This is a genomic window from Anabaena sp. UHCC 0253 (genome assembly GCF_009712085.1).
Lineage (GTDB): Bacteria > Cyanobacteriota > Cyanobacteriia > Cyanobacteriales > Nostocaceae > Dolichospermum.
In genome coordinates, this window is record NZ_VILD01000003.1 from 645,641 (window position 1) to 670,631 (window position 24,991).

Here is a 24,991-nt window from a genome sequence, read left to right on the forward strand (position 1 = left end):
TCCGTTATCCCCAATAGATATATTTATCTTGCCACTCTAATTTACCATCAAGGTGTTTTTCAAACCGTTCAAGTTGTTTACTACTGTTGTAGTATCCCACATAATACGACCGACGTTTTTGTGCCTCCTCTTGAGAAATAGGTTCTACAGGCACAAAAGGAATTTGGTAGGATTTCCAACTACCAAAATAACTAACCGAGTTTGTCGGAGGAGTATCTGCACGGCTTGTCATACTGATATTCACATTTTCTGAAGATGTACATCCATTCAAACCAGGCGCGGCCACAGCCATGATTATTAATAATGTAATCGGTAATAGTATTGTGTTAGCCCTTTTGTAAATTATCACGATTGTTTAATTCCTACACTCTTCATCAGGCTCTCCTGGAATGTATGACAGTTTTGACCAAATCCGAAAGTCCACCGCCATTCTCCACTATAACTAGAGGCAAAACTGCGAATATCTGCTTTAATTTCTGTATCTGTCTTAGTTCCTTTGTATACAGGATGAAATACATCCGGAGCAGAGTCTCCATGATGGGGATCTTTTGTTGCCGAACCACCAAAGGATGTCATCCCGTTTAATTCACCATCCACACCGAATAATGTCTGTTTTATTCCTCCTACAGGATACTTAGGCCACCACCCATAACTCTCATTAGAGTCTATTTCTGTCCACCAATGACCATATTTATCATCTCCTCTAAGCTGAATATGTTTTCGCTTCATAGTGATGAAATCTAATGTCCGTGATGTTGGAGTTCCTGTTTTGACTTTGCGCTGGACTGTACCTGTTTGCTGAACAACGTGAGTTAGTTCATGAGCTAACAACTCCTGCCCTCCGCGACTCCCTGGATTATATTCTCCCCCTCTAAAAAATACATCCTGTCCAGTTGTGAATGCACGGGACTGTAAAGAACGGTTCAACATATCAGACTGGCTATCAGTATGAACCTTTACATTACTAAAATCCGACCCAAATGCCTGCTCCATTGATTGCCGAACTTTATCATCTAATGGTTGTCCGCTACCTTTTGCCCCTTGAATCGAACTTTCTACATTAGGTGCAGCAGGTGTACCACCCTCCACAGATTTGCGTTGAACTAGTGGTTTCATTTGCATTTCTTCTTCTTCCGGTAAAGCTTCCCGTTGAATAGAATCGGAAATGGACTTAGCTTGAATGGGTTCTTCCTCTTCCGGTAAAGCTTCCCGTTGAATAGAATCGGAAATGGACTTAGCTTGAATGGGTTCTTCTTCTTCCGGTAAAGCTTCCCGTTGAATAGAATCAGAAATGGACTTAGCTTGAATGGGTTCTTCCTCTTCCGGTAAAGCTTCCCGTTGAATAGAATCAGAAATGGACTTAGCTTGAATGGGTTCTTCCTCTTCCGGTAAAGCTTCCCGTTGAATAGAATCAGAAATGGACTTAGCTTGAATGGGTTCTTCCTCTTCCGGTAAAGTTTCCCGTTGAATAGAATCGGAAATGGATTTAGCTTGAATGGGTTCTTCTTCTTCCGGTAAAGCTTCCTGTTGAATAGAATCGGAAATGGACTTAGCTTGAATGGGTTCTTCCTCTTCCGGTAAAGTTTCCCGTTGTACTGACTGTCCTTGACTTGACTGTTCAACAGCAGGATCATTAATTCGCTGAACCACTTGAGCAGCTACATTGTCTGCTTCTTGTTCATATTTATCCCCTGGTTGTCCAATTGTTAGCTTGGTTTGGATTGGTGGTGGTGCAGCTTTACCTGGTGCATAAACTGGAACATGACTTAAATCTAGTGCAAAGCGTTTAGCGTGTTCGTATTGTGCGTCAAAGTCTACATCTTCTGTTGGAGATGACGATTTCTTTTTTTGTAAATCAATTCCAAAAGAGCGTGTCTGAAAGGGATTTGTGGCTGGGTTATAGGTAGACTGAGTGGAAACTTTTTTCTGGATACGTAGACGCTCTTTCATTGCCCGCACCTCATACTTAATTGGTAGTGATCTTAATTATATTTGCTTATTTTAGCTGTTACCACTATTTTTATGTAACCAAGTAGTAATAATTTATAATTTGTTATTCATAAATTATTTTAAAATGCACCTTTTATGCTGTGGAAAAGATAAACAGTTTGCTAATGTACCAATTTTGGTGATATCTGCAAAGAGATTAGCGATTCCGGCGTTGCTGATTTGAGGGATGAAAATTTTTTTGATGATTTTCAAACCCTTGTAGAGACGTTCCATGGAACGTCTCTATATTTTGAGTAAGTTCGGTAAATCAAAACTCAGAACTGATGATTTCTATCGAGGTCCTAAGTTTTCAAAACGATACTCAGTTCCCACTCTGAGATTATTACGATTATAACGGGGAGACATTAACAAAGAGGAGTCATAGGGATTTGGTAAATCAGGTGTCCGTAGATATGGATCATTAGTCGCTTGTTGAGCGAGAACATCATGATAAAGAGTATTGACTAATTCAGCATCTTTAGCAATTTCATTGTCGGAGAAGGTAGTACCAAATTTACCCCCAGGTCCAAACAAAGAATCTACTTGACGCTTTAAACTGCCATTTTCGTAAAAATTAGGATCATGGCGAAAATATGCTCGTTCAAAAGCATTGCTAGTTGTTTCATAATTAGGTGTTTCGGTTTGAGCCTTAGCCGCCGAAGGAAAAGCAGAACTAGTAGCGAGAAGTACCAGTAATCCGCTCAAGGCTTTAAAATTTATACCCATGTTGTCAACTCCTCAATTTTTGGGTGAATCTTAATTTATGCTTAGGTTGAGAACTCTGTTGAGTTTCAACTTTGGTGTAACACAACTTTTAATGGTTTGTAATGTCTTATTCCACTCAAAACCCCAGCAACTCAAATATTTGGGCGACTACTACTGATTTAACTAGCCTGCGTCAAAAGTTACTAGATTTATTTTGCCAGCTTGCGTATAAAGAAGGTGATTTTGTTCTTTCCTCTGGGCAACGTAGTTCTTACTATATTAACGGTAAACAGGTAACTCTCGATCCCCAAGGTGCTTTGGCTATGGCGAGGTTGTTGTTACCTCTATTACCTGAAGATACTCAGGCGGTAGCTGGTTTAACCTTGGGGGCTGATCCCATTGTATCAGCAGTAAGTGTAGTTTCGGTGTATGAAAATAGACCTATTCCAGCTTTAATTATTCGCAAAGAAGCAAAGGGACACGGAACAATGGCTTACATTGAAGGTCCCACTTTACCGCAGGGTGCAAAAGTCGTAGTTCTAGAAGATGTGGTAACAACTGGACAATCTGCACTCAAAGCCGTGGAACGGTTACAGGCAGCAGGTTATACTGTAGATACAGTAATTTCCCTCATAGATAGATTGCAAGGGGGTAGGGAGTTATATGAGTCTACTGGATTGCAGTTTAAGGTTTTATTTACAATCCAGGATCTTCAGAAACGATATCGAGAAATTAATTGATAGCAGTAGAGACGTTCTGGTGGAACGTCTTTTCAGGAGTCAGGAAGTAGGGGCGCAGGGCCTGCGCCCAGTCAGGAATAAGAAAGAAGAACTTTTTGAGCAAGCCCTAATTAATAGCAGGAAATTCAAAAATTTGTCCCCGTTTAACAAAGCCGAGAAATCCATCTTTTTCAGCATCAGGAAGTGATACTGGTTGATAACCATAAAGCCACATTTTGCTTTTGATTGTTGCTGGTAAAGTGGTTAATTGTTGATAACTCGCATGAACAGGACTGGGATAGAGAGAAGTTTCACAATCATGAAAGATGATATCAGCTTGTTCATAGAATTTTTTATTTGTATTTAGACATAATTGGGTATCTGTAGATATATATATATTCACTCCTGCTAATTGGAAAAATAATCCATAGCTAGGCATAATATAATATCCACTATCAACATGAGTAACTTTTACGAGATTAAATTGGATATCTTGCCAAGAAAAGTAACCTTCATATTGTAATCTTTCTTGTTCAAAAAAGGTATCCATATTAGCAATATCACTGGTCAAAAATCTCAGTCCACCGGATAAGGTTCTATCCCACAAATCACTAGCAACATCTTTACTTGTGTACAGTTTGGGTTTTTTACAATTGGGATCGAATAATGTAGTAAAAGCAATATATTCCAGTCCGCCTACATGATCGGCGTGGAGGTGACTAATATAAATATCAGTAATATCAGCATAGGAAAATCCTGCTTTATGCAAAGAAAACCGGATATCTGTACCACAATCTATTAAGAGTTTTTGGTTTTGCTCATTGACTACAAGTATATTTGATTGAAAATTATCTGTTCCAACTGTGAATGCTGAACCTGAGCCTAAAAAGATTAATTTGATCATTTTAACAGTAGTCAATAGTTTAAATATTTTAATTTAATTAATTGCCAATATCAATACCTGAAAGAATAGGAAATTTTACTTTAATTATTAATATATGCAGCATTTGTTTATAGGTTTATGCTTTCAACATATTATGTAAACGTGCCATTACTAGACAACGCTAACGCGAATAACCTAACCGACGAATCAAGGCTTTTTTCAATTTGGCGCAGGTATTGAATTATGAGATTTTATTTCCTCAAGGAGACAGTTTAATTTTGTTGTCACGGCGGGAGGTTTAACAGTAAAATAAATATAAAACCGATGATTTCCAGCGGGTTTTTCTAGGACTTTGGCATAAATATCTTCTGCTTCTGCGGGGTTATTTGGGTTTAATAGGTTGAGTTTGAGATTACTTAATCCAGCAGGTAGTTCAGGGGATTCGTTATTGTCTAAAAGTAACTCTGCTTCACGGATGGAAAGTTTGACTAAACTGCCTTTAAAGATGATATCACCAATATCTTTACCTTCTAAAACGGCGTATTGAACAGGAATTGGTGTGGGTAGGGTAAGTAATTCCTCTTGTTCTTGCGAGAGAAAGAGGTTGTATTGTCCAGTTATGCCACCAACTTCATAGATTGTGATTGGTTCTTTGACTCCTTTGGGTGTAACTTGGCGTTGTCCGTCAATTTTGACAATTGATTCTACTTGTTTAAAGGTAGATTCAGAGATAAAAATTTGTCCACCAATTGTATAAGATTCGATGCGGTAAGTTAGGTTAACTTGACTACCAACAATACCGTATTTTGTGCGCTTTTCTGAACCAATATTGCCGACGACGACTACACCTGTATTGATACCGATACCCATTTCTAATGCTGGTAAACCCCATTCTTTCATTTGGGCGTTAACTTTTACCATTGCTAGTTGCATTTCTACACCACAAGCTACAGCCCTGACTGCATCGTCTTCTTTCGCAGTAGGCGCACCAAAGAGAACTAAAATTCCATCACCCATGAATTCATCTATAGTTCCTTGATGCTTGGTGATGATATCTGCCATACATTCTAGATAAAAGTTGAGGATTTTAACTACTTCTTCAGGTGGTAGGCGTTCGGAGGTAGCGGTAAATCCTCTTAAGTCGGAGGTAAAGATGGTGATTTCGCGGCGTTCTCCACCAAGTTTTAAGCCTTCTGGATTCTCTAGTAAATTGGCGACAACGGCATCTGTTAAATAACGGCCAAATATTTTGCGGATATCACCGGCGGTGCGGGCGATGTATGCGGTGATGGCTAGTACAGAACCTGTCAGGGCTAATATTGATGGGACTATAGGCAACCACCAGCCTGATAAGAAGGCGATATAGGTGCTGCTTCCTAAAACTGCTGCGGCTATGATGAGACTAACTGTTCTGGGTAATGTCAAGTTTTGGGCGCGCAATTTCCAGGTTAAAGTAGCACCAATACCACTCCAAAGGAATATCCACAGCCATTCCTGGGGTTCTGACCAATTTTTAATCAGGGGACGATTTTCCATGGCCGCACTGATAATTTGGCTGGTGAGATTGGCATGAATTTCTACTCCATTCATGGGTTCTGGTAAACCAAGTAAGTCACTACTGTAGGGAGTAAAAAATGAGTCTTTAAAACTATCTCCTGCGTAGCCAATGAGGATAATGCGATCGCGTCCCCAATCTGCTGGTAATTTATCTTCTAGAATATCCGTCATGGAAACTGTCTGAAAGTGACGATTCCCTCCACGGTAATTAAGTAATACTTGATAGCCACGAGCATCTGCTCTTATATAACCGCCATCGTTGCTTTCAAAGGGGACAAAGGCGGCTTTACCTATATGCCAATCTTCTGTAGGGGAAATGCCTTCTTTGTCTAGATAACGCAACGCTAGATGTAGTCCGAAACTATAAACGGTTTCTCGATTTTGATCTTGTACATAGAACAATCCCCGCCGCACTTTATTATCGGCATCAAAAATCAAATCATTTCCACCAACTTGATCTTTGGCTTTAAGTATGGGAGGTGGATTAACTACATTTCCACCCCCATCTTGAACTACTTTTTGTATGCCTACTAAATTGGGTGTGGAGTTAAAAACCTCGACTAATTCCTGATGACCAGGTTCTACAGGTAAATCACGGTAGATATCTAAACCAATGACGCGAGGCTGTTTCGCTTTAAGTTTGTTGAGTAATTCGGCTAATTTGCGATCTGTAATACTTGATTGTTTGAGCTTAGTTAAATCCGATTCATTAATGCCCACAATCACTACTCGGTCATCTGATGGTGTTGGGGAACGCCAACGCATATATTGATCAAAAGCTCCCCATTCCCACGATTGCAATAAACCACCAAAACGCAAGAGGAGAATGAACACGGCTACGCTAGGAGTAGTAATCCAGACTCCACGTCCTTGCCAGATCAAATTCTTACAGTTTTTCCACATCAGATTATTTGGACAAAATTAAATTCATGGGTGGAGACTTGAGGGGGCAGGGGGCAGAGGGGCAGGGGAGCAAGGGGGGCAGGGGAGAAAATACATATACTTACTTCCTTATTATTCTTCTTGTCTCCTGGCTGCTGACTGGGCGCAGGCCCTGCGCCCCTACCTTCTGTATTAAGGTTTTGCTTGACAGCAATCTAGGATGGGTTCGTTGACGATATCTTGTAACCCAACTGATGTGATTAATTCTTTCCATTCCGATGGTTTTTGTGTCCGTACCTGGGCAATTTTATCTAGTGTGTCGTGCCAAACGTTATACTGAGCAAGGATTTTGGCTTGTTTGAGGGGTTCTGCTTTGGTGAGGGAACTATTTACGGATGAACTTAAAGCAATGCGTTGAATTGAACCTTTTACAAATTCGTTGCGACTCCAATCTTCAAGATCACAAGCGATCGTAAAGTACCATTGGTAACGCTGACTGACTTTGAGGGGAACAGTTTTGGGGATGTTTAATTTGACAATGCCGGCACGGTTAGGCATGGGAAAATTTGCTTTGTATATCTCGTCTCCTATCTCGTCCATGAGGACAAATTCTCCAGTTTTAGCCGTATTTTTGGGAACATATACATACAAACTAGGAGTATCACTTGTGGTATTTCCTACATTATCTCTTGTTGGCATTAAGGCTGTAAGGGATGGTTTACCTTTGTCAAGAGTGATACAGGAAGTTCCCCTTCTACCTCCACCAACTGTTCTTTCTGGTGCGCCTCTGTCACTGGCTGAAGGGAATTTAAGACTAATTTGGATGGGAGAGGTTTGTGCTAATAACTGTGAAGACGAAGTAGATAAAATGATCAGGGCTGGAGAAAGGCGGGTAGCGAATTTTCCCAGAGACTGAATATATTTTTGTAGATTCATGATATTTGTATTAAATTTTTTACATACAATATCTATTGTATCAGTTTCTGAGATTGTGTCATTAGTTCATGGTAAAACTTGGGTAGTTACACTTATGGGATTCTATGATATTACGTTAAGGGAGACGATAAACTCTGTGTCTTTTCCTGGAGTGGAATTAACAGTGATGCTGCCTTGATGTTTTTCTACTATAATTTGCTGGGCGATCGCTAATCCTAAACCTGTTCCTGTACCGACGGCTTTTGTAGTAAATAAATGGTCAAATATTTTTTGTTTGATTTCTTCTGTCATCCCTTTGCCATTATCGGCAATGGTAATTTTAACAAGATTATTTTCTACTGAAGTTGTAATTGTAATGCGGTTGGGATTTGCATGAATATCTGCTAAATTGCGTCCATTATTTGATTCATCTAAAGCATCAATGGCATTAGCCAGAATATTCATAAATACCTGATTGAGTTGTCCAGGAAAACATTCAATTTGCGGTATATTACCGTAGTTTGTCACAACTTCAATGGCGGGACGTTTGTCATTAGCTTTGAGGCGATGTTTGAGGATTAAAATTGTGCTATCAATCCCTTCATGGATATTAAACTTGACTTTGTAATCTCGATCTGCACGAGAGAAGTTACACAGACTGGTGCTAATATTTTTTAATCTATCACAGGCCATTACCATTGAATTCATCATTTTAGGAAAGTCTTCTAAGCTATAATCCAATTCGATTTCGGAGGCATGATTAAGAATTTCTGCACTCGGATTGGGAAAGCTTTCTTGATATAGTTTTAAGTGTTCAAAAATATCAGTTATGGCGGGTTGAGCTTGTTGAAGACTAGCATAAATAAAGCCCAAAGGATTATTCATTTCGTGAGCTACACTAGCAACTAAGTTACCCAGTGCTGACATTTTTTCACTTTGGATCATTTGTAATTGGGCGTTTTGTAGGTCTTGTAGCGATCGCTTGAGTTGTTGAGAATACTCGACAGATTGCTCATAAAGTCGGGCATTTTCCAGGGAAATGGCGGCTTGAGTACAAAGTAAATTTAGGAGTTCGACGCGATCGCTTGTAAATGCTCCAGCAACTAAATTATTTTCTAAATATAAAATACCAATTAATTTACCTTGATTAAAAATCGGATTACAAAGCACACTCTTGGGTTGATATTCTAGAATATACTGATCTGCTAACCAATTTCTATCTTTGGTAATGTTGTCAATGACGAGAGTTTCTCCACTCTGTTTGACTGTATAAATGACTTTTATAGGAACATCTAAACTGCTATCTAAAGCGATCGCACTTAAAGGAATTGTTTCTCCTGTTTCCAAATCTTCAGCAGTAGCAATAGCTGTAACTAGCCAATTATTTTCTTCTGGTAAAATTAGAGCAATTTTATTAGCTCCAGAATTTTGTAACAGCACTTGCATTAAACTGGTAATCAAATTCTGTAAATCAATTTCTCTTGATAATGCCTGATAAGCTTTGAGAATAGTCGCAAGATCGAAATTTGCCGAAACACTAGAACTACTCACACCAGCAGTAACCAATGTTTGTTTTTTATAAGTTGCTTGGGCATGATTAGTAATTGTTGCCAGAGGATTAATATTAAGTCTGCGGTACTGCACAATTGATTGCAACAGTTGAGGATAGCGTTTTTCTAAATCATCAACTTTGGCTGAACTACCCCATCGAGCGTAGCAATAATAAGCTTCTTGCATATATGCTTGTGCTACTTTTTCTCTGCCCCAGTTAAGGTAAAATTTAGCAGCTAGTTCATTGCTCAGAGCTTCTTCTGGGAGATATTCGTTAGTTTTAGCCAGAGAAATGGCGCGATCGTAATACTCCATTGCCTTGAGTTTATCTCCCATTACCCGTGCTATTTCTGCCTCAATTAAATCATATTTGTGCTGAAAATTCACGGGAGCATAACCAGCCCAATATTGCATCAATTTTTGGTTTTCAACTACCTGATTTAGTGTTTTCTGATCACAACTGGAAGAGGTTGCCAGTAAAGATAAAGAGTGATAAAAGTTATGTCCTACAACTAGCAATAAACCAAAAGATCCACCTATATATTCAGTAGCTGTTTCTGCATTAATTACAGCCTGTTCATATTGTCCAAAAGTATAAAGAATAACTGTTTTGGCTACATAAATAGCAAATAATGATTGATGATTGTGGTTTTTGTGAAGATGAGCTAATATTTCTGTTTCATCAAAATCACTACTATTTAGATAATATTGATCAGAAGATTTTCCAAGTAAGTTTAAGGTGACTTGTCTCCAAATCTGAGCATAATCAACACAATGTTTTTGTTTGAGTTTTAAAAGTAATTCAATATATTGAGATTGTCTTGCTTCAACAAGATCGAGAGTTTCTCCAATTAAGAATAAATACGAACATTCAGCCATCATCGAATAACTAGCGTGTTCGATATCGCCTACTTCTAGTCCACACTTGATACTATCTCGTAAAAATGTTAGTGTATTTCGACCATGTTCTTTATAAGCACAGATAAAAGTCCCAAAAATCATGTAAATTTTTGAGCTTATTTCTTGACTATTGTATTGTTCTAAAAGCTTTAAAGATATCTGTCCAGATTGATAACCAGAATCAACATCTTTGATCATGGCACAAAGTAATACGCTATAACATCCATAGGCAAAAGCTGCTAAAGATGAATGTCCTTGTTCTAGACAAAGATGCAGAATTGTTAGAGTTACGGACGGAAACAAATCCGGTTTAACATGATTAACAGGAGGGATAATACTCATTAATAATCGTAGTGCAGCCAGAGATTCCACATTAGTCATTTCGGGAATATTGGCTAAGTCGGCTAAAATTGGTAAAGAAACATTTTGAATTAAATCAGGTGATACCAAGGAAATTTTTAATTGTTCGAGTGCTGTTAACCCTGTTTCAATGGCTTTAACTTGTTGATCTTGGGCAATATAAATCTGTACTTTTAGTTCATAAGTTTTAATTCTGTCTAATATCTCAATTGTTTGTTGCAAGATTAAATCTGTAAGTTTAAGAGCCTGTTCAAAGTTGGTATTTAAGTATTCTGCTTTTGCTGCATCTTCATACAGTGTCAATGTCAGATTGTACTGACTTTGCCAACTATCTACTGTTAGTAATTCTCTGCCTTTGGTGAGATAATTGGTTGCACCAGTATAGGCAGTGGCAGCTATAGCTTTCTGTCCAGCTAATAAGTTTAACTCAGCTAATTGATATCGTTCAGTTTGTTGAGTAATTAACGTTAAACCTAAATTCAATTGACTAACAATTTGAAAAATATTCTCTTCTTGTTCACTTGCCGGAATATTATTTAAAAGTAACCGACCGAGTTTTAAGTGAGTAATCTGTTTTTGATCTTCGGGAATTAAAGAATATGCAGCTTGTTGAACTCTGTCGTGCAAAAATTTATATGTGGGAATTTGAAAGTTTGAATTTAATGGTTTTGAATCAGAATCCTGTTGAAAGAATTTATAAATATCACTAGTAGGTAAAATCAGTCCTTCTTTCAAAGCTTTCCACAAGACAGTAGCTGTTTCAATTTGGGATAATTCCGAAACAATTGCCAAAGTTGCTAAATCAAACTTGTTACCAATGCAAGCTGCTAACTGTAAGATGTTTTGAGTTGATGCTGGCAATTTTTGTAATTGCATAGCCATAAAAGCAACTATATCATCGGTGAGTGCTTGTTGACTCACTTGTGTAATATCACATTGCCAACAGGCTAAATCAAAATTAAATTGAATGAGGTTTTCTTGATGTAATGCTTTGAGAAATTGTGTAGCGAAAAATGGATTACCATGAGTTTTTTGTAATACTAATCGAGAAAGGGGCAATGCTAAATTTTCAGCACATTTGAGGGTATCTGCAACTAACTGATTTATTTGGTTTTGATTTAGTGGCTTTAAGTTAATTGTCTGAATCGTTGCTGAGGTTTTCTCAATTTTACTCAAAGTTAAAATTAAAGGATGGGCAAGATTGACTTCGTTATCACGATATGCACCAATTAAGAAAAGATGTTTTGTATCAGCTATTAATAATTCTATTAAGGTTAATGATGCTGAATCTGCCCATTGTAAGTCATCTAAAAACATCACTAATGGATGTTCTAAACTGGTAAAAACTTGGGTAAATTTCTGGAATAATAAATTAAATCTATTTTGGGCTGCTGTTCCTGATAGTTCTGTGACTGGGGGTTGTTTACCAATAATTTTTTCTAATTGGGGGATGACTTCCATAATTACTTGGCCATTTTCCCCAACAGCCGTTAATATTTTACTTTTCCATACCTGAATTTGGGTATCAGTTTCTGTTAATAATTGCCCGATTAAATCTTGAAATGCTTGTACAAATGCACTCAAGGGAATATTCCGCTGAAATTGATCATATTTCCCTTTGATAAAGTAACCACGTTGTCTGACAATTGGTTTATGAATTTCGTTGACAACTGCTGTTTTACCAATTCCGGAAAACCCTGTTACCAGCATCATTTCGGTGGTGTCTAAACTGACTCTGGCAAATGCTTGGAGGAGGGTTTCTATTTCGGTTTCTCTACCATAAAGTTTGTCGGGAATGAGGAAGCGATCGCTTATGTCCCTCTGAGCAATTTCAAAATTCTCAATCTTACCAGTTTCTTGAAGTTGCGTTAAACAATTTTCCAAATCATATTTTAATCCCGATGTACTCTGATATCTGTCTTCTGCATTTTTCGCTATCAGTTTACTAACAATTTTTGCAAGTACAAAGGGGATTTGGGGGTTAATTTCATTGACTGAATGTGGTGGTTTAGCAATATGACAATGGACTAATTCCATCGGATCATTTGACGAAAATGGCATTTCTCCTGTGAGTAATTCGTAAAAAGTGATTCCTAACGAATAGAAGTCTGTTCGATAGTCAATTCCCCGATTCATTCTCCCTGTTTGCTCTGGAGAAATATAAGCAAGTGTTCCTTCTAATACGTTGGGATTAATGAGGGTTTGTGTTTCTCTTGGTAGTAAAGAGGCAATACTAAAATCAATTAATTTAACTTGTTTTGTTTGGGGATTAATTAATATATTGCTGGGTTTAATATCTTTATGAATTATGCGTTCTTGATATAGTATATCTAAGGCGTTGCAAAGGGCGATCGCTATTTCTAAAAATTCCTCTAAAGACTTGATATGTAATGTCTGCTTTAAAGAAACTCCCCCAAAATCTTCCATTATTAATATATAGCCATTTTGGTAAGGTTCTAGGCTATAAGTTTGGATAATCAGAGGTGAATTGAGATTTTTGGCAATGGTATACTGATTGCGAAACTGAACCAATTCGCTGAAACTAGGATAAGGATTTTTGAGGATTTTAATCACTACAGGTAATGAGTCAGTCTCTCGATACCCTCGATAAACTAGGGTTCTAGAACCATTGTAGAGTTCTTCACTGATGTGATATCCGGGAATACTGACTTGGGTAGTAAGCATACTGTTAAATCCTGTTGGTTTCTAAATTGAGTGTCCCAAAATTCCTGAATTTCTTTACTAAATAATAGCAAAAATTTATACGAATACACAACAAATCAAGCAAGCTAACCATTGAAAATCCCTGCAAAGCTTTTTTACTCGGCTTTTTAAGGTTTAATATTTAATTATTAAATTCTGCCTAACCCCCGGATAGTTAATGTCGGAAAATTCGACGATTATATCTCAGAAATTCGGGAAATTAGATTGATAATTTCCCGGTAATATTGCGTATTTCCTGCTTGAGAATAAAGATCAGCAGATTTGCGTAAATCGCTAATTGCGTCTAAGTTGTTTCCCTGATGTCTATGTATATCTGCCCTGACTAAATAGGCAAGAGGATGTCGCGGTTGCAAGCGTATGGCTTCAGTTAAATCTATTAGTGCTAAACTCAACTCTCCTAATAGAACTCGACTACGACCACGATTAAACCAGTCTTCCGCTAAATTAGGATTAATATTAATAGCTTGCGTATAATCTGATATTGCTTTTTGATATTCTTTTAGGGCATAACGGGCATTAGCGCGATCGCTATAAAATACAGCAGACTGAGAATCTAATCGCAAAGCTTCCGTAAAATCACTAATTGCTCCTGTAAAATCTTTGGCTATATAACGACTACTGCCCCTGTGATAATAAGCTGCTAAGAAGTCAGTATCTATCTCTAATGCTCGATTATAGTCTTTAATTGCTGTTTGTATATTCCCTAACAACTTATGAGCGTCACCTCGCTTGCAATATGCGGGAGCAAATTCCGGAGCAAATTCTACAGCTTGAGTATAATCTGCAACTGCATTGGTAAAATCCTGCATAGCTTCTCGCACCGTCCCCCGTCCATAGTAAGCTGTTGCTAAATGAGGATTTATTTGTAATGCTTGATCATAGTCTTGAATAGCATTTTCATAATTTCCCATTTGGTGATGTGCATTAGCTCGAAAACCATATACTAAAGCAAGATTGGGATTTATTTGTAATGCTTGATTATAGTCTTGAATCGCTTGGTAATAATCACCCAAATTGCTATAAACTAAACCCCGTTCAGAGTATATTTGCACATCATCAGGAACAAATTTTAATGCTTGATTAAAATCAGTAATTGCTTGGTGATAGTCTTGGAGATGGGAATAAATTAAACCCCGATTGTAGTAAGCTGCACCGAAATTAGGATTTATTTCTAGAGAACGATTGTAATTAGCGATCGCCCCGTGATAATCTTGCATAGCATAATAAGTATTACCCCGATTATGGTAAGCTTCGGCAAAATTAGGATTGATTTTTATAGATTGATTATAATCAGCAATAGCTTTCTCATAATTCCCCAAAATATGAAATATATTCCCTCGATTAATATAAGCGATCGCAAAATTACTATACAACTCTAAAGCTGCATCAAAATTAGCGATCGCTTGTGGATATTTACCGCTATGATAATGATCTAAACCCTGTTGGTGTAAAGCATTAACAATATCAAAATTTATATTTTTATTCATAAATAATAATCTCACTACTACCACCGTTAATTAAAAATTAAACAAGCTTTTTGTAAATTTCTAATTTTATAGCATCTTCTATTGTAGGTTGGTTTGACGCAAGGAAACCCAACATTAACCAACAATAATAAATGTATTGCATTTAATTGAACCCAATCTATACTATAAACTAAAACTTTTATTTTGGGACATAACAACTAAGTATAACGGACTAAATAATTCCACATTTGTAGTGAGGACTTTAGTCCTCATTTAAGGGCTGAAGCCCTTACTACCAAAGCATCTCAATATTTTTTGCATTACTTAATCTAAGTTGATTTATTTTGGTCTAGTTACTTAATCCCGGCGATTATAAATCGCCAGAACTATTACATATTACCTGATAAGTACAGCCTCATGCCGAGACTCCTGCGGCAAATTAACCATTTCATGATCCAAATTATGTAAAGTAGTCAACATCAAATCATCACGGTGTTGCCAAACCGCAAATATTTTTTCTCTGCCATCATTTAAAGTCTCCAAATCAATTTGATAACCATCATTAATTTGCTGCAACCTCAAACCCAACAAACCCAGAAGTCTACTCAATATCTTAATTCCCGAAACAGCCTCTTTACCTCTAACTAAATCAGTCCCTAAAGCCCTTTTAATGTGTTTACTACTTTGTCCAGCCACATTTTTTAGCCAGATTAAATCAGCATCATTTTCCTTAAATACTCTTTCAACTTCCAGAAACTGGAGCATTCCTAAAGCCCGCATAGCTTCCACCTTGAGAGTATAAGTTTTTAAATCTGGGAGAAAAACCTTACCGTCCCCCCAAAATAACTGCTGATTCCATTCTTGTTGATCTTTAACATGAAAATATTCACTTTCATGAGTGAGATAATAATGAATTAATAATTGTCCATAATATCCTTTTTCATCTCGTAACTTGAGTTCAGGAGTCACAACAATTCCATATCTTTGTCGGAGGATATATTTATTAACTTGATGACGTTCTGCATTGCTGAGAGAATGTTTAGTTAATAGTTGTTCATATTCCACATAGTCAATATTTTTAGCAGTAGCTACAGAATTCGCTGCTGCTAATTGATTTTGCTGCTTAATATCTTTGATTTTGCGTTTAATTTCCTTGGCTTTTTGACGACTTTGCGCCCAATCTTTCTGAATTTTGACAATTTCTAAAATTAACCGTTTGCGGTTTTCTAAATCACTAGATTCAGTAGCAAAAAAGGCTAAACGCAAATCACGGAGAATATTATTTTGGACTTCATTACTTCGCAGTTGGATTTGATGACCATCAGTAATAAATCCATCTTGCATTGATTGACGATACAGCCGAATAGAAGCATTTACCCTAGCAGATAATTTAGCCCAAGTGCGTAAATGAATAGGGTCATAAACTAGAGGTAAATCTACATCTATTTTATGTAATGGACTCAATAAAGCTAGGTTTTCTTTTTGATTTTCTTGATACCAATGAGATAGTAACCGATAATTTGTACTCCCACTCCCAATTAAGCCAATACCCCGTTTAGCACACCAAACCACACGGGGGACATTATCTCTCACTCTTGCTAAAGCTTGACGGGCTTCTGAGTCAGGAATTACCCCTTGAAAAATGCCATAAACTCGATCAAAATGTTGGACATCAATACTAATTCCTGTTCCCAAACTAGGAGTAACGAAAACAGTATCATAATCAGTAATTTTTTGATTAATAGCAGAAATAAAATCAACGGCTGCATGACCTGGTGTATTAGTAGTATGACTGCTAACTACTAAAGTTTCTGGAAATTCCTGTCTGAGTTTTTGCAAACGTTCTCTTAAATAACGTTCAATAGTTTCACAACTGTAACGTCCCGCCCGACTATCGGTAGTTACATAACATTTACGTCCAGCAATTAAATCAAGTTCTAATTGATGAATTAGAGGTGTGGGATTCGGTGAATCATAAAAAGTTATATTCCAACCTTTTTCCGGTTTCCATTCATTGACAACTACCCAAGGAGTTATTTTAATTCCTGTTAAACTTTGTAAATATTCTAAAGATACATCTGATAAATCTGCATCTTGGGCAATTATTAAGCCTCCAGTTGTGATCACTGTCGAAATCAATTCTTGGAAAATGCGGAGAATTTTAACTCTTTTTTGTTTACAGGTATTACTATTGAGCAAATGCCATAAAGATTGTTCAACTTCGTCTAAAATTAATATTGCCCCGTGCCAATCTTCGGGTTTCAATTTCCAAATTGAATCTACACATAATCCTAAAGATGGCGTAATTGCTAATGGGTAACTAATTGGTAATTCATCAGCTTCTATACTCCAGGCTGCATTGTCAATTCCCCATTTAATCCCAATCTTTTCACATAAAAACCGTCCTAAAATGATTCTATGGGTAATTAATAAAACGGGTTGATTACGGCTCTTTGCTTGTTGAACAATACTTTGTAATGCGGTGGTTTTACCTGTACCCTTAGCAGATTTTACTGCGGCTAACCCAGAAGTAGGAAAGGGAATTTTTCCCAAATAAGGCAGGTTAACAGTAAGTGCTGCGGGAATTGTTAACTCTGTATGGGGTTTAGTTTGAGCAATATAAACTTCTAAATCTATACTTTGGCGATAAATTTTATCAAAAGCTGTTGTCCCTTTAGCAATAATAAATTCATCAACACCTTTTTCTATTCCCGGTAATTCTACAACTTTAACATGGCAGTTTTGTTGTTGAAATAAACAACCCAGTTGAGAAATAGCATTATTCACAGCCGCAATTTTTCTAGCTTGATTTTCAAAGTCAAAACAAATATAAATCTTGCGTTTTGTAGTTGTGAATGCTACTAAATCAGGTATTAATTGCCGACGGGTAACTTTACCAAATTCATCTTTAATAACTCGATAACCACTAGTAATTCCAGGAATAGCAATAGCAACATATCCTTGAGTTAATAGTGCTGCGGCTTTTTTGACACCTTCGCAAATAATTAGGGGGATATTATTTTTAATTACCCATAACCAAAAACCTTCGGCTTCACCATCATTATTAATAGTGATATTTTCAGGTAAAGCTAAGTTGTAACGTTGGCCGACTTGTTGCCAAATTTGTAAGGATATGCGTAGACAAAAGATGCGTGTTGGTGTGCTGGGAGGATGCTCATATTTGATGGATTTGCCTTTTTGATTTTGTCGCGGTTGGTTAGGTTTAAAACATCCCCATTCCATTTTATGCCAGTTGTTGAGGGGATCTAGTCCAGAACACCACCAACCACCTTCGGTAATGTGGTTATAACGCTGCAACCAAGCGTTTTTAATCATCCCTGTATTGGTACGGGGAAGTTGGTCAGAAATCAGCAGATATTCATAAGCATTTATGCCTTGAAGCGATTGGAAATTTAAATTTGCCAAGTCTAAATTTATACCACCTATCTTGACTAATTCTTCAAGGTGTTGTGGATGTAAAGAATGCAGACGCATAAGCTGAAGCAGCTAGGGAAGATAACAAGATTAAAACTTTAACACGGCTGGGTGAATTTTTTATAAAAGAAATTTATAAATTTCAGTGTTATTTTTGCTACTTTGTTTATATAAATACTTCTGTGAATATATCAAGGTGTACTTATGGCTATGAAACTGTCAACATAATAAGTTTGTATTGTGATATTTATATACATATAATTTTTAGTTATAAGTATTACCCATGAGGTTAGTTGACAATAGCCTAGAGATTATAATACCGATCGCTTCCCGAAAATCTACCTCTAGCAGCAGTACCGGATATTGTCGCCCAAATCGGAAACCGCAAACAACCCCATCAATATTTAATTGGTTTTGCAGCACAAAGAACCCGGATTTCTCACACTGGAAAAAGGATAACTTTGACCATCTTCGGTCGTATTTATCCCCAGGGAGTCAGGATTATAGCGATTTTTGTTGATCAAAAGCCCAGTAAATCATTCAACCTCTGTAAAATATAATACAAAGAACTATTTTAATTAGCGTACATAATGAAGTAAATTTAATCCCATAGTGTATGATAGAGATGTCCAGTCAATACTACTGGAATATGAACAATTCCTATCCTGATAGAAATCTTGATATAGAAGAACTAGCTGAGTATATAGCTACGGCATCTCAAACGATAGTTAATGAGATGAAAAACAAGGTGAAAATCATTTGGATTTTGATGAAGCTGTTCAAGCCATGAAAAATGAATCATTAATAGAGCAACAGAAATATCAGGATAATTTTCATGCAAGAAGAACTCAAATTAAAGGAAAATTTAATAGAAAAAGATGAGGTTTTAAGCTTAAAACATTTTATTTATTTAGATAAAATTAAATTACATTCTTATTCTTCTCAATTATTGAGAGGTATAGTACAACTGAGAAGATTAACAGAGAATGAAGGTACTAAATCTACACAAAGCTCAGGTGAAGAATATAAGGAAATAATTCAAGAGGATGGTAAAGAAGGTGAAATAAGTATTGGTCCCAAAAATTATGCAGGTGGTGCTAGTGGGAAAACAATAGATAAAACCACTAATAAAGATGGATATAAAAAAGGAATTAATACTACATCGGATGAATATTTAAATTCTACTACTGAAGATATTGTTGAACATGACTATGGCTATCTAAAGTTTGAAGAAATCTTAATAAATAAAGGAATCTTAAAAGAAATAAATGACATAGAGGAATTAGAAAAATATTCATCGTTAATAAAAATAACTGGAATTTGTAGATTTATTGATTGGGATTCTATTATAGAATTATGTAGTAAAAATAGTGTAATAAATTCTTTTCTATCAAATTCTAAACAAAATACAAACCAAAATACTAATAAGGGTTTTAAGCAGAATCATCAACAAAAGAAAGATGAAGAAAACCAATTTAAAGCTGGATTAGAGATAATCAAAGCATTTTCAATTGGTTCTGTTACAGTCAATACTAATATAGGAAATTCAAATCTAATAGGAACTATAAATCAAGAACACCTTCGTATAACAAGAGATCAACTTAGATCAGCATATATTATGCCAGGGGATGTAGAAATGACAATAGTTGGATTTATACCAAGAAGAGGAATAGAAAAAATTACTTTTCCTGGTATTGCAGGATTAATAGATATGACAGAAGTATGGAAAGCTTGGACAGGAGAAATTGACCTAGTAATAGAACCAATAGCAATATATACGGAAATTAAATAGAAATTTATATTCAGCTATTTTAAAACCTGTTGACAAGTTGATGCTTGTTCTTCTGTGAAGAAAGAAGACAGGCTGATGATTTTGTTTATTTTAAGATCATTATTGATTTTATCAAAGATTGCTTAGGAACTGTTACTTATTAAAGGAGACTTTCAACCCTATCACCTGTTATAGAATAGGAACATGAGTAGTGATAGTAATGGGTAAATACTAATGAGTCCAGAACAAGAGTTATTAACAAAGTGGCGTTCCCTACCACAAGACAAACAGGAGGAAGTTTTAGAATGTGTAGAATTTCTTCATTTTAAAAACTCTGCAAATAAACCTCCTCTAGGGGAACGTTTGCGACAAATTCGGTCTAGAATTATTGCTTCTGGTAAGCAGTTATTAAATGAAGAAGAAATAGAAAAGGAACTTGCTAGTTGCAGAGGTGGACTACAAGATAGAGAAGAATAAAAATAGATATAATTTCCAAATTAATCTCTTTCTTCCTTTGCGTCTTTGCACCTTTGCCTCTTTGCGCGAAACCCCAAATTTAACAAACCAGGGATAACCAATGAAAAAAATATTCTTAAAATGGCACAGTCAAACTAGAAAACTGGGATTTTTAGCGGCCATGATGGCCGTGAGTATGGTTGCTTTCGTGATGCTATCATTCCCATTAAATGCTCAAATTCCTAAATCCACAGAATTACGGGGAGTATGGTTAACAAATATTGATAGTGATGTTTTATTTGAGAGCGATCGCTTAAAATCAAGTTTACAAACATTACAGCAACTCAACTTTAACACCGTTTATCCCGCCGTCTGGAATTGGGGATATACACTATATCCTAGCAAAGTCGCAGCCAAAGTCATTGGTAAATCAGTTGATCCTACCCCCGGACTACAAAAGCGAGATATGCTCAAAGAAGTAGTAACCGAGGGACATAAACAAGGTTTAACCGTAATTCCCTGGTTTGAATTTGGCTTTATGGCCCCTGCTGATTCACTCCTGGCTAAAAATCGTCCTTATTGGCTGACAAATCGCAGAGATGGCACGAAAATAATTAAAGAAGGAACACATAACCGAGTTTGGTTAAATCCCTTTCGTCCAGATGTGCAGAAATTTATCCAAGATTTGATTGTAGAAATTGTCAAAAACTATGACATTGATGGAATTCAATTTGATGACCATTTCGGCTTACCATCAGAACTAGGATATGATGCCTACACCACAGCATTATACAAGAAAGAACACAAAGGTAAACTTCCCCCCGCAAACGCCAAAGATCCAGAATGGGTAAGTTGGAGAGCGAACAAAATCACCGCATTTATGAAACGAGTATTTACAGCAATTAAAGCAAATAAAAAAGATTGTATCGTTTCCGTTGCTCCTAATCCCCAGCGTTTTTCCTATGAATACTACCTTGCAGATTGGCAAAAATGGGAAAGAATGGGATTAATTGAAGACTTAGTTTTACAAATTTATCGTAATGATTTAAACGTCTTTATCAGCGAATTAGAATATCCAGAAGTCAAACTAGCCCAAAGTCATATTCCCGTCAGCATTGGAATTTTGAGTGGTTTAAAAAATCGCACAGTACCAATGTCACAAATCACAACCCAAATAGAAAAAGTGCGAGAGAGAAAATTTGCTGGTGTTTCCTTCTTCTTCTACGAAACCCTATGGAAACTGAGCCAAGAAAACCCCCAACAACGCCAACAAGCATGGCAGAAAAATTTCCCCACACCCACAAATTATCCTAACTTATTAGCCGGTTGGAAACCTTTGAATAATTGACAATTGACAATTGACAATTGTCAATGAAAATCTGGCGTTGCTGAGTTGAAATTAGCTTTCAGCAACGCCGAAATTTCTAACTACCAATCCCCAAACGTCCAGCTAAAGCAGGTGTTAAAGGTAAAAGAGTAGTAATCATGAGAAACAGAGCCAAAAGACACAAAGCCGCTCTAGCATCATCTGGTTCAGAGATTTCATTCAAACTAGGACGTTCTAAATCGCGTTGCAAAAACAAAATCACAATAGCCCAATACATAGCCAGAGCATTACCCAGCGATACCACAGCCAACAAAGCTATAGTTGCAAAAGTGGTTCTCCCTGCGGTTTTGCGTCCATAAATCGCTTGGACAATTCGCCCCCCGTCTAACTGTCCAGCAGGCATTAAATTCAAAGCCGTGATAACTAATCCTAACCAACCAATAATCACCAAAGGATGAATATTCACCAACGGAGATTGTAAAGCCGAACCCAGGACAACCCGCGCCAAACTACCGACTAAAATAGAACCTTGGAAAAACTGATTGGGTAATTGAAATAAACTTCCTGGGTGGGAAAGTAGCAACCCTATTACCAGTAGTAACAAAGAAGTAATTCCACCAAAAGCAGGACCAGCCAAAGCTATATCAAATAAAGCTTTGCGGCTGGGTACAAGGGATTCAAATCTAGTAATTGCCCCAAAAGAGCCAATTTGCACTGCTGGCAAAAAGAACGGCCAACTCAACTTGACTTGGTGACGACGCGCTAATAACCAATGTCCGATTTCATGAGATATCAAAATTGCAGATAAACCTAAAGCGATAGGTAAAGCTTCTGCAAACCGTTCGGGGTTACTTAATAAATCGAAATTTTGTAATATTCCCCCCACTTCTAAGCTTGTAGCGATAGTTGCTATCAACAAAATCACCGCAAAGGCTTTTTGTGCTAATTGGGTTGGCCGGGGGTCTGTGCGGCTGGGTAGAACAATCATGACAGGTTTACCGTCAGTGTTTTCTACCAAAAACAGGCGGTATTTATCATCTAACCGTTCTTGTAAACTCTTCGTTAGTCGGTTGTGAACGGCTTCGGGTTCTCCCCGCAAGTTACCTTTAAAAACTACTCCTTCTTGGTAGGGAATAGTTTCTGTGGCAAAAAATGTATCAATCCCGAAAATGCTTCTAATCTGGCTTAAATCTGCTTCGGGTATGGGGGTTGGTTCTAATTTCAGTTCTGTTACTACTACGGGACTGTCTTTATCACCTTCGGCTGCGAGTCTATCTGTTGCCCGTTGTTTGAGAATAGCATCTTGACCTGCGTCCCGTAATTTTCTCCCCAGGAAAATATACAACCCAGCGGAAGCTACCACTAAGAATAAGATCCCAACGATGTTGATATAAATACCAGCGGCAAATAATCCAAAAAACAAAAGCCAGGGAGTCATTAATACGACTGATTGTAACCAGGCTAAGATGCCTAGTTTACCAAAAGGTCTGGCGCGATAAAAGCCCCAGCCTAAAATGCCGGACGCTATCAGCACAATGGCTGCAATTATAGGAGTTTCTGATGAAGTAAACATTGCTAAACCTTTGCTGTTGAGACCGAAGCTAGTACCGCAGTGCGGAATTAAAAATTAAAAATTAAAAATTAAAAAAGCAGATTACACAAGCTTTTGTCAAATTTTTAATGGTTGGTTGACTTACGCCGTTGTGTACTAGTACAAGTCTGTTTTTCTATATATTTTACCATTTTTAGGGCTAAAACCGATAAATAACTTTATTTGTATTTTGTCCATACTGTGATACGGCACTCTGCTTTGATTACTGATAGGTGGCGTGGTGTAAATATATATACTTGTTTTGATAGGCAAGAGGATTCTATGACGGACAGTTATTTCCACTTAAACTGGTTTATGGTGGGAAATTTCCATCCTACGTATAAATAAGCGCCAAGTGAAAGCTGCACTAACAAAATTAAAGTTCTGATGCTGTCTCAGGGGCAATAATTTCTCCAGTTCCTAGTTTTAAGATCATATCCTGATCTGTAATTAGTTCGTTAAGTTCTTTAACTTGTAAATTCATTTTTTCACAAGCTTGGCGTAATTGTTGAGCAAATGTATTAATATCATGACCATAACCGCAGTAATAAGCTGCTGTTTCTATTCCCTGGTTGGCGTTTGCTCTGGCACAATCTACTAATTCTGTATCATGTAATGGTTTTGGAGATACCATAATAAGTGAATTTTTTTACTAATTTATATATTCCCACAGTTTAATAATATTAGTTATTAATTATTTATTCATCTTTCTTTAGTCTGAAGTTTTGAGGAATGAATATCGCCATCATTTGTGTAGCAGGCTGTAATTTTTTTAAACAAACCACAGAGGCGCAGAGGTAACAGAGGTGGAGAAAGAGGAGATTTTGATATCTCTTAATAAAGTAACAAAAAGATACATTGACAATCTTTATCTACTCTCTTCCTTGAGATATATATTAAGTAGGGAATTAGTATAGGAATTGGTATAGGGGTGGGGATATGGTGACACTAAATATTGATGATTTACAGCAAATTGATAAATTTCGGGATTTACAATTAATTTTACGCGATCGCTGGAAAACTAGCGAGTTATTTGACAATAGTGAAGCGGATATTTTAATTATTCCTTCTTTGAGTATAGATCAACGAGAATTGCTCAAGGTGGAAGGATGTGAACATTATGAGGAAAGATTGCTTTTCTCTTTAATGCGGTTACGAAATCCCCGCACTAGATTAATTTATGTGACTTCAATGCCTCTTCATCCTAGCATTATTGACTATTATTTACAATTACTTCCTGGTATTCCTTTTTCCCATGCTCGTCATCGTTTATTATTACTTTCTACTTATGATGCTTCTTTAAAACCATTGAGTCAAAAAATATTAGAACGTCCCCGTTTATTAGAACGCATTCACAAGGCTTTGCGGTTAGATAAAGCTTTTATGGTCTGTTATAATTCGACATTTTGGGAATCAGAATTATCTTTAAAATTAGGTGTACCTTTATATGCGGCTGCACCAGATTTGCAAATTTGGGGAACAAAAAGTGGGAGTAGACAAATTTTTCAAGAAAGTGATGTTCCCCTTCCTGACGGTAGCGAGTTGGTGAAGAATTCAGCCGATTTAGCAAATGTTGCGGCTGATTTGTGGGAACGTCAACCGACATTACAAAGAATGGTAATTAAGTTGAATGAAGGTTTTTCGGGAGAAGGTAATGCACTGTTGGATTTAAAACCAATTATGGATTTTGCACCAGGAAAAGCTGATCATATTCAAAGGGTAGCAGCAATTAGCGATCGCTTTCCCCATTTACGTTTTCA

16 protein-coding genes and 2 pseudogenes are annotated in these 24,991 nt (G+C 36.9%); 7 read left to right on the forward strand and 11 right to left on the reverse strand.

Going from position 1 to position 24,991, the window contains the following annotated elements:
- Positions 1-4: 4 nt before the first annotated feature.
- The 3 genes from FJR38_RS11085 to FJR38_RS11095 form a co-directional block, all read right to left on the reverse strand.
- Positions 5-292 (reverse strand): DUF6156 family protein, encoded by a 288-nt coding sequence (locus tag FJR38_RS11085; protein ID WP_168536996.1) that lies wholly within the window; start codon positions 290-292, stop codon positions 5-7.
- A gap of 53 nt (positions 293-345) precedes the next feature.
- Positions 346-1,950: a DUF4157 domain-containing protein gene (locus tag FJR38_RS27735; RefSeq protein WP_217360007.1), complete on the reverse strand. Its 1,605-nt coding sequence runs from the start codon at positions 1,948-1,950 to the stop codon at positions 346-348.
- Positions 1,951-2,280: 330 nt separating this feature from the next.
- Positions 2,281-2,715 (reverse strand): hypothetical protein, encoded by a 435-nt coding sequence (locus FJR38_RS11095; protein WP_168494296.1) that lies wholly within the window; start codon positions 2,713-2,715, stop codon positions 2,281-2,283.
- 101 nt (positions 2,716-2,816) lie between these two features.
- On the opposite strand from FJR38_RS11095, the gene pyrE reads away from it, so the two are divergent.
- Entirely contained in the window at positions 2,817-3,434 is a 618-nt protein-coding gene (gene pyrE, locus FJR38_RS11100; protein WP_168494294.1) for an orotate phosphoribosyltransferase, read from the forward strand.
- A 106-nt stretch (positions 3,435-3,540) separates the two neighbouring features.
- Here the strand turns inward: pyrE and FJR38_RS11105 are convergent, their stop codons facing one another.
- The 6 genes from FJR38_RS11105 to FJR38_RS11130 form a co-directional block, all read right to left on the reverse strand.
- Positions 3,541-4,332, reverse strand: a complete 792-nt coding sequence (locus tag FJR38_RS11105; RefSeq protein ID WP_254445251.1) for an MBL fold metallo-hydrolase — start codon at positions 4,330-4,332, stop codon at positions 3,541-3,543.
- A gap of 183 nt (positions 4,333-4,515) precedes the next feature.
- Positions 4,516-6,756: a CHASE2 domain-containing protein gene (locus tag FJR38_RS11110; protein ID WP_168494292.1), complete on the reverse strand. Its 2,241-nt coding sequence runs from the start codon at positions 6,754-6,756 to the stop codon at positions 4,516-4,518.
- A gap of 171 nt (positions 6,757-6,927) precedes the next feature.
- Positions 6,928-7,671, reverse strand: coding sequence for a DUF928 domain-containing protein (locus FJR38_RS11115; protein ID WP_168536998.1), 744 nt, complete (start codon positions 7,669-7,671; stop codon positions 6,928-6,930).
- A gap of 102 nt (positions 7,672-7,773) precedes the next feature.
- Positions 7,774-13,146: an ATP-binding sensor histidine kinase gene (locus tag FJR38_RS11120; protein WP_168537000.1), complete on the reverse strand. Its 5,373-nt coding sequence runs from the start codon at positions 13,144-13,146 to the stop codon at positions 7,774-7,776.
- 215 nt (positions 13,147-13,361) lie between these two features.
- Positions 13,362-14,672, reverse strand: a complete 1,311-nt coding sequence (locus FJR38_RS11125) for a tetratricopeptide repeat protein (RefSeq protein ID WP_168537002.1) — start codon at positions 14,670-14,672, stop codon at positions 13,362-13,364.
- 375 nt (positions 14,673-15,047) lie between these two features.
- Positions 15,048-18,146: a plasmid replication protein, CyRepA1 family gene (locus tag FJR38_RS11130; RefSeq protein ID WP_168537004.1), complete on the reverse strand. Its 3,099-nt coding sequence runs from the start codon at positions 18,144-18,146 to the stop codon at positions 15,048-15,050.
- 260 nt (positions 18,147-18,406) lie between these two features.
- Between FJR38_RS11130 and FJR38_RS28440 the strand changes: the two are divergent.
- The 5 genes and pseudogenes from FJR38_RS28440 to FJR38_RS11155 form a co-directional block, all read left to right on the forward strand.
- Positions 18,407-18,511: pseudogene (locus FJR38_RS28440) on the forward strand (phosphopantothenoylcysteine decarboxylase); the annotation flags it as partial.
- Between the two features lie 224 nt (positions 18,512-18,735).
- The gene (locus FJR38_RS11140; RefSeq protein ID WP_217360008.1) at positions 18,736-18,876 is read left to right on the forward strand and encodes a hypothetical protein; all 141 of its coding nucleotides are present in this window, start codon (positions 18,736-18,738) and stop codon (positions 18,874-18,876) included.
- 45 nt (positions 18,877-18,921) lie between these two features.
- Positions 18,922-19,878, forward strand: a complete 957-nt coding sequence (locus FJR38_RS11145) for a hypothetical protein (RefSeq protein ID WP_168537008.1) — start codon at positions 18,922-18,924, stop codon at positions 19,876-19,878.
- A gap of 213 nt (positions 19,879-20,091) precedes the next feature.
- A complete protein-coding gene (locus tag FJR38_RS11150; RefSeq protein ID WP_168537010.1) occupies positions 20,092-20,334 on the forward strand; it encodes a hypothetical protein in 243 nt (80 codons plus the stop codon).
- Positions 20,335-20,434: 100 nt separating this feature from the next.
- On the forward strand, positions 20,435-21,661 hold the full coding sequence (locus tag FJR38_RS11155) for a glycoside hydrolase family 10 protein (protein ID WP_168537012.1): 1,227 nt from the start codon (positions 20,435-20,437) through the stop codon (positions 21,659-21,661).
- A 76-nt stretch (positions 21,662-21,737) separates the two neighbouring features.
- On the opposite strand, the gene FJR38_RS11160 is transcribed toward FJR38_RS11155, so the two are convergent.
- Entirely contained in the window at positions 21,738-23,213 is a 1,476-nt protein-coding gene (locus FJR38_RS11160; protein WP_168494270.1) for a site-2 protease family protein, read from the reverse strand.
- Between the two features lie 394 nt (positions 23,214-23,607).
- Positions 23,608-23,865, reverse strand: coding sequence for a hypothetical protein (locus tag FJR38_RS11165; RefSeq protein ID WP_168494268.1), 258 nt, complete (start codon positions 23,863-23,865; stop codon positions 23,608-23,610).
- Between the two features lie 305 nt (positions 23,866-24,170).
- On the opposite strand from FJR38_RS11165, the pseudogene FJR38_RS28445 reads away from it, so the two are divergent.
- Positions 24,171-24,991: pseudogene (locus FJR38_RS28445) on the forward strand (carboxylate-amine ligase); the annotation flags it as partial.

Excerpts from the sequence above, each read along its gene's own strand:
- FJR38_RS11085 (WP_168536996.1), bottom strand. The coding sequence starts at position 292 with ATGGCTGTGGCCGCGCCTGGTTTGAATGGATGTACATCTTCAGAAAAT.
- FJR38_RS27735 (WP_217360007.1), bottom strand. The coding sequence starts at position 1,950 with ATGAAAGAGCGTCTACGTATCCAGAAAAAAGTTTCCACTCAGTCTACC.
- FJR38_RS11095 (WP_168494296.1), bottom strand. The coding sequence starts at position 2,715 with ATGGGTATAAATTTTAAAGCCTTGAGCGGATTACTGGTACTTCTCGCT.
- pyrE (WP_168494294.1), top strand. The coding sequence starts at position 2,817 with ATGTCTTATTCCACTCAAAACCCCAGCAACTCAAATATTTGGGCGACT.
- FJR38_RS11110 (WP_168494292.1), bottom strand. The coding sequence starts at position 6,756 with ATGTGGAAAAACTGTAAGAATTTGATCTGGCAAGGACGTGGAGTCTGG.
- FJR38_RS11115 (WP_168536998.1), bottom strand. The coding sequence starts at position 7,671 with ATGAATCTACAAAAATATATTCAGTCTCTGGGAAAATTCGCTACCCGC.
- FJR38_RS11120 (WP_168537000.1), bottom strand. The coding sequence starts at position 13,146 with ATGCTTACTACCCAAGTCAGTATTCCCGGATATCACATCAGTGAAGAA.
- FJR38_RS11125 (WP_168537002.1), bottom strand. The coding sequence starts at position 14,672 with ATGAATAAAAATATAAATTTTGATATTGTTAATGCTTTACACCAACAG.
- FJR38_RS11130 (WP_168537004.1), bottom strand. The coding sequence starts at position 18,146 with ATGCGTCTGCATTCTTTACATCCACAACACCTTGAAGAATTAGTCAAG.
- FJR38_RS11140 (WP_217360008.1), top strand. The coding sequence starts at position 18,736 with ATGAACAATTCCTATCCTGATAGAAATCTTGATATAGAAGAACTAGCT.
- FJR38_RS11145 (WP_168537008.1), top strand. The coding sequence starts at position 18,922 with ATGCAAGAAGAACTCAAATTAAAGGAAAATTTAATAGAAAAAGATGAG.
- FJR38_RS11150 (WP_168537010.1), top strand. The coding sequence starts at position 20,092 with ATGAGTCCAGAACAAGAGTTATTAACAAAGTGGCGTTCCCTACCACAA.
- FJR38_RS11155 (WP_168537012.1), top strand. The coding sequence starts at position 20,435 with ATGAAAAAAATATTCTTAAAATGGCACAGTCAAACTAGAAAACTGGGA.
- FJR38_RS11160 (WP_168494270.1), bottom strand. The coding sequence starts at position 23,213 with ATGTTTACTTCATCAGAAACTCCTATAATTGCAGCCATTGTGCTGATA.
- FJR38_RS11165 (WP_168494268.1), bottom strand. The coding sequence starts at position 23,865 with ATGGTATCTCCAAAACCATTACATGATACAGAATTAGTAGATTGTGCC.